The organism is Aureimonas sp. AU4 (genome assembly GCF_001463765.1).
Lineage (GTDB): Bacteria > Pseudomonadota > Alphaproteobacteria > Rhizobiales > Rhizobiaceae > Aureimonas.
Genome location: NZ_BBWK01000084.1, coordinates 23,471 through 29,540, shown reverse-complemented (window position 1 = coordinate 29,540; position 6,070 = coordinate 23,471). Strand labels below are relative to the sequence as shown.

The 6,070-nt window shown below is 64.1% G+C and carries 6 protein-coding genes; 1 reads left to right on the top strand and 5 read right to left on the bottom strand.

The features are described 5' to 3' along the window. Positions 1-362: 362 nt before the first annotated feature. Together AUL35_RS22345 and AUL35_RS20115 are read right to left on the bottom strand one after the other, a co-directional pair. Positions 363-950: a hypothetical protein gene (locus AUL35_RS22345; RefSeq protein ID WP_156418114.1), complete on the bottom strand. Its 588-nt coding sequence runs from the start codon at positions 948-950 to the stop codon at positions 363-365. 358 nt (positions 951-1,308) lie between these two features. Further along, positions 1,309-1,887 (bottom strand): hypothetical protein, encoded by a 579-nt coding sequence (locus AUL35_RS20115; RefSeq protein WP_156418113.1) that lies wholly within the window; start codon positions 1,885-1,887, stop codon positions 1,309-1,311. On the opposite strand from AUL35_RS20115, the gene AUL35_RS22340 reads away from it, so the two are divergent. Continuing rightward, positions 1,886-2,416 carry a hypothetical protein gene (locus AUL35_RS22340; RefSeq protein ID WP_156418112.1) on the top strand — a complete coding sequence of 177 codons (531 nt, stop codon included), beginning with the start codon at positions 1,886-1,888 and terminating at the stop codon, positions 2,414-2,416. The genes AUL35_RS20115 and AUL35_RS22340 overlap by 2 nt on opposite strands. Here the strand turns inward: AUL35_RS22340 and AUL35_RS20110 are convergent. From AUL35_RS20110 to AUL35_RS22335, 3 genes are all read right to left on the bottom strand, one after another. Next, the gene (locus AUL35_RS20110; RefSeq protein WP_244493852.1) at positions 2,413-3,657 is read right to left on the bottom strand and encodes a polysaccharide biosynthesis/export family protein; all 1,245 of its coding nucleotides are present in this window, start codon (positions 3,655-3,657) and stop codon (positions 2,413-2,415) included. The two genes, AUL35_RS22340 and AUL35_RS20110, sit on opposite strands and share 4 nt — an antisense overlap. Before the next feature lie 237 nt (positions 3,658-3,894). Next, on the bottom strand, positions 3,895-4,494 hold the full coding sequence (locus AUL35_RS22670) for a transglutaminase-like cysteine peptidase (protein ID WP_062018181.1): 600 nt from the start codon (positions 4,492-4,494) through the stop codon (positions 3,895-3,897). Between the two features lie 110 nt (positions 4,495-4,604). Further along, positions 4,605-6,047, bottom strand: a complete 1,443-nt coding sequence (locus tag AUL35_RS22335) for an O-antigen ligase (RefSeq protein WP_156418111.1) — start codon at positions 6,045-6,047, stop codon at positions 4,605-4,607. Positions 6,048-6,070: the final 23 nt, after the last annotated feature.

Sequence of the window (6,070 nt, the reverse complement as noted above, 5' to 3'; positions counted from 1 at the left end):
CGCTCCACCATCCAGCCGTTCGGAAGATCGGGCAGCGCGACATGTCGATCTGTGACGATGACCTCCTTCCAAGACCGATCGGACTAGTTCTGAATCGATGCGATTGTTTGCTGAAGGCACGCAATCAATGCGCCCCACGTCGCCACACGCGAGGGGTGTGGGAGCGCAATGACGAATGCGACGGGAGGCGGCACGAAACTCATCGATTCAGCTCTCAAGAGACGTTGTCCAGATCTCGCTACTACCAGAGGGTGCGCTGAGATGACATGAACGCACAAAGCCACACGCGCGACTCTCTTGCAATAAATAATATCGTTATAACAGACGGCGCATAATGGCGCGGGTTGGCCGACTGGATGCGACTAGCGGTCAACCAGCGATGGCGGCGCCCAGAAAGGGGGCGGCTCGTTCAGGAAGCGCGAAAGCCGATTACCGAGCGTCGCACCGGCGTCGGTCGGCTTATCGGGTTGTGCGAGAAGCCCTGCGGCCCGCAGGTGTCCCTGTCGCGCGGGCGGCATCGTCGCGAGTAGCGCCTGGACTTCAGCCGCGATTGCTGGTTCCGGAGTGCGGTACAGGAAGGCTGCCTCCTCCGGCCATGCTTGGCCGAGGACTGTAGTGATGTCCGCGCGTCGTATCGCTGCCACCTCCGGAAGCGTGAACGCGGGAAGACTTCTGACAACGGCAATACGAGTGATCAGGGCGGAGGGGTCCGCGCGGGCGAGGCGGAACGACTCGTCCAGCAGTGCAACAAGACGGGTGGGCGATGCGGATATGAGACGCTCCGCGAGCGCCAACCGCGCCCATGCGATCCCGTCCGTCGGTGCACAAACAAGCTCATGCCCCAGAGCCGCCAAAGCCTGAGATGCTGCAGCGGCCCAACCATCGTAATCGATCACCTGATCGTGCGTCAGGAGAACGGCGAGCGAGACCACTGCCGCCGCTTCGTCCAAGGTAGGTCGACACGCAATGCGAGAGCTCTGAACAGCGACGACGCCCGCCCGAACGCTTGCACCCGCTGCAGAAGGCCCCACCGTCTTCACGAACGCCGAATTTTGCAGAAGCTCAAAATCCGAGACGTTCTCGAAGAGACTACGAAGCGAGAGCCCGCACAAGAAGACGGCGAGGCCGAGAACAAGAAGGCTCGTCCATATTCTCACCGTAGCGACGCGACGTCGTACTTGGCCGCGATATTGTCCATGCGACTCTGACCTTGACTCACTCCGAACATCGGAGGGGTCACGTCCATCCTGCATCGAGAAAACCGCCCCTGTCCGTCCGGGGGCCGCCCGCAAGTCTGGGCGCAAGCCGTCAGTTTGCAAGCGTCGGGCTCACCGAAGGCCCGCCGAAGAGGTTGATGCTGAGGTTGCTCGACGTGCCGTTCGAACCATCGATCGCAAACCCGCGGCTACCCCCGAACGTGTAGGTCGTGATCAGGTTTGGGGTCACGTCGTCGCCGCCGAGGCCGGCCGAGTTCGGCCCGGCGATACCGCCGCCGGAAAGACCCGGTGCTCCCGCCGTGCTCGATGCGCCGCCGGTCCCGACCGAGGCGACCTGAAGGTCGTTCGTTGCCGTCAGAAACGCGGTCAGCAGAGCGGGCGCGTCGAGATCGGCGATTCGCGACTGGATTTCCGCCGCGTACTCCGGATTGACACCCTGACACATGAACGCCGCCCGCCCGAGGCCGGCGCCGATCGCTGCCTTCTGGTCCTCGCTGGCATTTGGAACGCTCGCAAAGATGGGATCGAGCGTACGCCCATCGGAACCGGCGAGCGTACGCACGCGGTTCGACAGCGTCAGGGACTGCGTCCCATAGGTCGTCAGCAAATCGCTTGGGTTGGCAAGGTAAGCGGCAACTTCCTCCGCCCCAAGCTTGGCGGGAGGCGCCATGCAGGCATCCTGCATGCGCTGGCGCATTTCCCCCGTCATCTCCGCTTCACTGGTCGGCTCAGGCGTTACCTGTGCGGTCGCTGTAGACGGTGCGGCAACGGAAGGCGCGGCAGGTGTAGTCGAACCGCTCGAAGCTTGCGTCGTCGATCCGACCGATTGCCCCGGGGTGATCTGCGCAGATCCGGCTGCGGGCGCCTGGGTCGCGGGCGTAGTGCCCGCCGTATTGGAACCGACGCCCGTCGCACCGGAAATCGTCGCGCCGGAGGCCGAGGCCCCGGCGGTCGACGAGGACACCCCCCCAGTTCCAGCTCCGGCTCCGCCCGACTGGGCATTCACCGGCAAGACGAACGCAGCCGTGATCGCGGCGGCGGAAAGGAAACGCCAGACGGAACGAGATCCCAAAGCAACGACCATACGCAACCTCCACGCATCCGGGCCCCGAACGCGCCCGAACGCTGACCCAATGATACCGAACACCCTGTTCGGCTTTTTTTCGGGCGAGAACGAGTCGCGCTCAGCCGCCCCTTAGAATGTCCGGATCGAAGTCCGCGTCGAGACGAAGTCGCCTGTCGATACGGAAGCAGCCCCCGTCACATCGGTTACAATATTGAGTACCTTCTCGACTTCGGTCGAGTCCGAGTTCGATATATAGATAATATCCTTGTCCGCCATCTTCAAACGCTGCAACGCAAAATAGGTTGCGGGGTCGCGAAGGTTCGCCCGGATCACGACCGGTACAGTCGAGCCGAACTTCGAGACGTCGATCGAATTCAGGTTGCCCAGATCAATCTGCATACGCTGCAGAACCGAGGCATCCATCTGGCGGTACAGGAACACCTGCGCGGGATCGGCACGCGCATCGAGAAGGCCGCCAGCCTTTGCTACGCCTTCCGCCAGCGAAAGGTTCGACTCCTCGAAGTCGATACGCCCGCTCAGGCCCGTCGCGCCGAACGCAAGGAAGGTACGGCGCTCGCGGTTGACGTAGATCGTGTCCCCAGCCGCGACGAAGACGTTCTCCGACGAATCGTTGATCAGATCGGAGAACAGGATCGTTCCCTCGCGCCCGCGCCGCTGAAGCGTCACGTAGGTCTCGACGCCCGGGGTCGAAAGTCCGCCCGCAAGCGCGATCGCATCAAGAACACGCTGGCCCGAGGCGTTGATCGGAATCTGCGCGGGACGCTGGACGTCGCCGAGTACCGAGACCTGATTCGATCGGTTCTCAACGAGCGTCACGAGCACCTGCGGCTCGATGGCACGGTTTGCGAGCAGAGTCTCGACCTGACGTTGGACCTCTTCGGTCGAACGGCCGACCGCCTGGATGCGGCCGGCGTAGGGAACGCTGATCGTGCCCGAACGGTCGATCGTCTGCGACGGGAGAGTGATGTAGTTGCCGGGTCGGCTGCCGGCATCGGCCGGAATGAAGAGGCCGCCGGCGGACGACTCGAATACCGAAACCTGAACGATGTCGCCGATGCCCAGGATGGTACCCGGCGGTCCGCCCCGGCCGGTTCCAAAGCCTGCCTTGAGTGTGGACGGTGTCGCCGTCTCGAAGAACGGCAGCATGCTCTGGGTCAGATCGAGGAGCACGTAGTCGATGCCGACCCGGCGTTGCTTGTCGCCGACCCGTATCGCCGCCTCGTTCTGGATGCGCCGATCGTCCGGTCCCGCGCGCGGCAGCGTCGCGCATGCGCTCAGTCCGAACGACAACGCAAGTCCGGAGACCAGAACAGCCCGATGATTTTGCCGCATTCCACGCACCTCATGACGCACGCCAGACTTATTTGCCCTTTGCGTCGGGAAGGCTAGGCGATATCAAATGGATGACTGTGGACGGCGAGATACGCCGAAGCATGTGTGTCCTTTGGAACACAGATGGGAATGATGTAACAGTCCGTTACACGCGTCACCTCTTCGGGTGATGACAAGCGCACTCACCGCGAGTCGCCGCCGGAGGCGGGCATCGTGCCCGGACGGTGGCGAACCTCAAGCCTTCGATCATCGGCTGGTTCAGTTGCGCGATGCGACAGCCTGCTGCCCCACGGCCAGCCAGCGGCGGGGATCGGCGCTGGACTGCACCTTGATGGGGCGCAGCCCGGTCTCCGCAAGGGAGCGGACCCGATCCGTCATATTGTCGAGGACGAGATCGCCGCCGTTGGTGGCGACCACCAGAACCGCATGCCCCTCGCCCCAGGAGGTCGTAGCCACCAGAAGCCGCAACGCTGCGGCGGAGAACCCGGCACGGATCAGCGCCTGACGCTTGGTCACTGCGAAATCGTCGCAGTCTCCCTGGCGTGGCGACAGGGTCCAGACGTCGCCGAGCGGCGTGTTCCGGTCGTTGACCGGGCGTATCGAGCGGTTGACCTGCATGTTCACCGAGCGGATGGTCGCAAGCGTCTGCCTGTTGAGCGTGAGGCGCGCCGCGCCGCCGTCGCTGCGGCACTGTTCGGGATTGACCTTGCAGAAGCGCACATGGGCGAATGGCGCGAGCGATGGCGCGCCACCATCAAGCAAGGAGCGCGCCTCGCTGTGTTCCAGACCGGGCGCGCGCGCCTCGGCTGCCTGCATGCTCGTGCACGATGCCAGAATGGCCAGGATGATCCAACGCATGGGTTCGAAGCTCCTCGTTCCTCGAAGAACGTTGTACAGAGCCCCTGTCAGAGCATCGTTAGACTGCGTGCGTGGCTTTGATTTGAATTTTATGCAACTGATCTGAACGCCTATGCTGCCGTCTGCTTCCGCTCGCAAAGAGCGCAGCATGCCGCGAGAACCGTTGCGGCCCACAACGAGATACCGGGGATCTGGATCGAGAAATCGACGAGATCGTGCAGGATGACGAGAGCGAGGAAGGCACATCCCAACGCAGGCCCCGCACGGAACTGCTGCCTCTGCCTCCATCCACGCCGCAAGGTAACCGCCAAAACGCCGAGGCCGAGCGCGGCGGCTGCAAGAAACGGTGCGCCCAGAACGACGAGACCCTCGAGAAAGAACGAGTGCGCCCGGTCCCATACGCCGTGGATGCCGCAGGTCGGATCGCGAAGCGGACGGAAGGCAAGTTCGAACGTCCCTGCCCCCGAGCCCCACGGCCACGTCTGTCCGGCAAGGCGCCAGATGTCCGGAAAGACGCAGAACCGAGCATCCTCGGCCCCTTGCGTCAGGGCACGGTCGAGCGTGCGCGTTCCGAGGAGGACCGCGATGCTCGATCCGGCCAGGAGAACGAGCGCCCAGCGGCGCATGAACGGCCACGGCGACCGCGAAGGCGCACGTCGGCCCGGCTCGGCGCTACGGAAGAGGATCGAGATCAGGAGCGTCACTGCAACGAGCGACGCAGCCGTCCCGGCTCTCGACGAGGTCAGCAGCAGCGCGGCCAGCGCCGCGACCGCCATAGATGCGTGTAATGCCATCGACCAGTCTCGGCGGGTCAGCCGAGCGCTTGCGGCAAGCGCCAGGAGGGCGTTCCAGGTCGGTCTGCGCCCGATGTCATAGGCGACGACGGCAACCGACACGAGCGCCGAGCCGCCAAGAAAGGTCGCGGCGGTGTTGCGATTGACGAAGACCGCCGTCAGGTCGCCGAGATAGCTCGTCTTGGGCGAAAGCAAGACGATGTCGGGCGCAAGCAGGTGCTGGAGAATCCCGAAGAGTGCGACGGCACCGCCGAACCACGACAGGAAACGAAGTACCGAGATGGCCGAAAGGTCGGTGCGCAGGAACCGGCACGCGGCGGCAAAGAGAACGAGCGGAACGAGAATCGGCGCGAGGGCATCCATGGTCCGCCCGGGCGCGATCGAGGCGGATGCGGACAGCGTGTTGCCGAGAAGAGCCGACGCACGCACGAACGATTGGCTCGGCGGGAGGAGGTGCAGATCGCTCGACGCCTGCAGCAGCATGTAGCCACCGAGAAGCACCGCGATCGCGACGGACATCAAGGATATCGCGGGCCAGCCGCGCCCAGCCGCAAGCGTTGCCGCGAAGCACCAGATGGACGCGGCGAGGAGAGCCAGCGGCATCGCAATGTTGCCCGTCGCGCCATAGGGGACTATGGCGACGAGCACTACCATACAGAGGAGAACGACGATCAGTCGCTCCACGCGGGACAGCGACGCCGCGGCCTCGCGCACCCTCCCACTTTCGGCAAGCTCGCTGTCCAGGGCGGTCCGCCTCATCCGGGTCGTGGTCGCGGAAATAC

Bases quoted from the DNA above. Each gene is read 5' to 3' on its own strand.
- AUL35_RS22670 (WP_062018181.1), bottom strand. From the start codon at position 4,494: ATGCGTTGGATCATCCTGGCCATTCTGGCATCGTGCACGAGCATGCAG.
- AUL35_RS22340 (WP_156418112.1), top strand. From the start codon at position 1,886: ATGCAGGCATCCTGCATGCGCTGGCGCATTTCCCCCGTCATCTCCGCT.
- AUL35_RS22335 (WP_156418111.1), bottom strand. From the start codon at position 6,047: ATGAGGCGGACCGCCCTGGACAGCGAGCTTGCCGAAAGTGGGAGGGTG.
- AUL35_RS20115 (WP_156418113.1), bottom strand. From the start codon at position 1,887: ATGGCGCCTCCCGCCAAGCTTGGGGCGGAGGAAGTTGCCGCTTACCTT.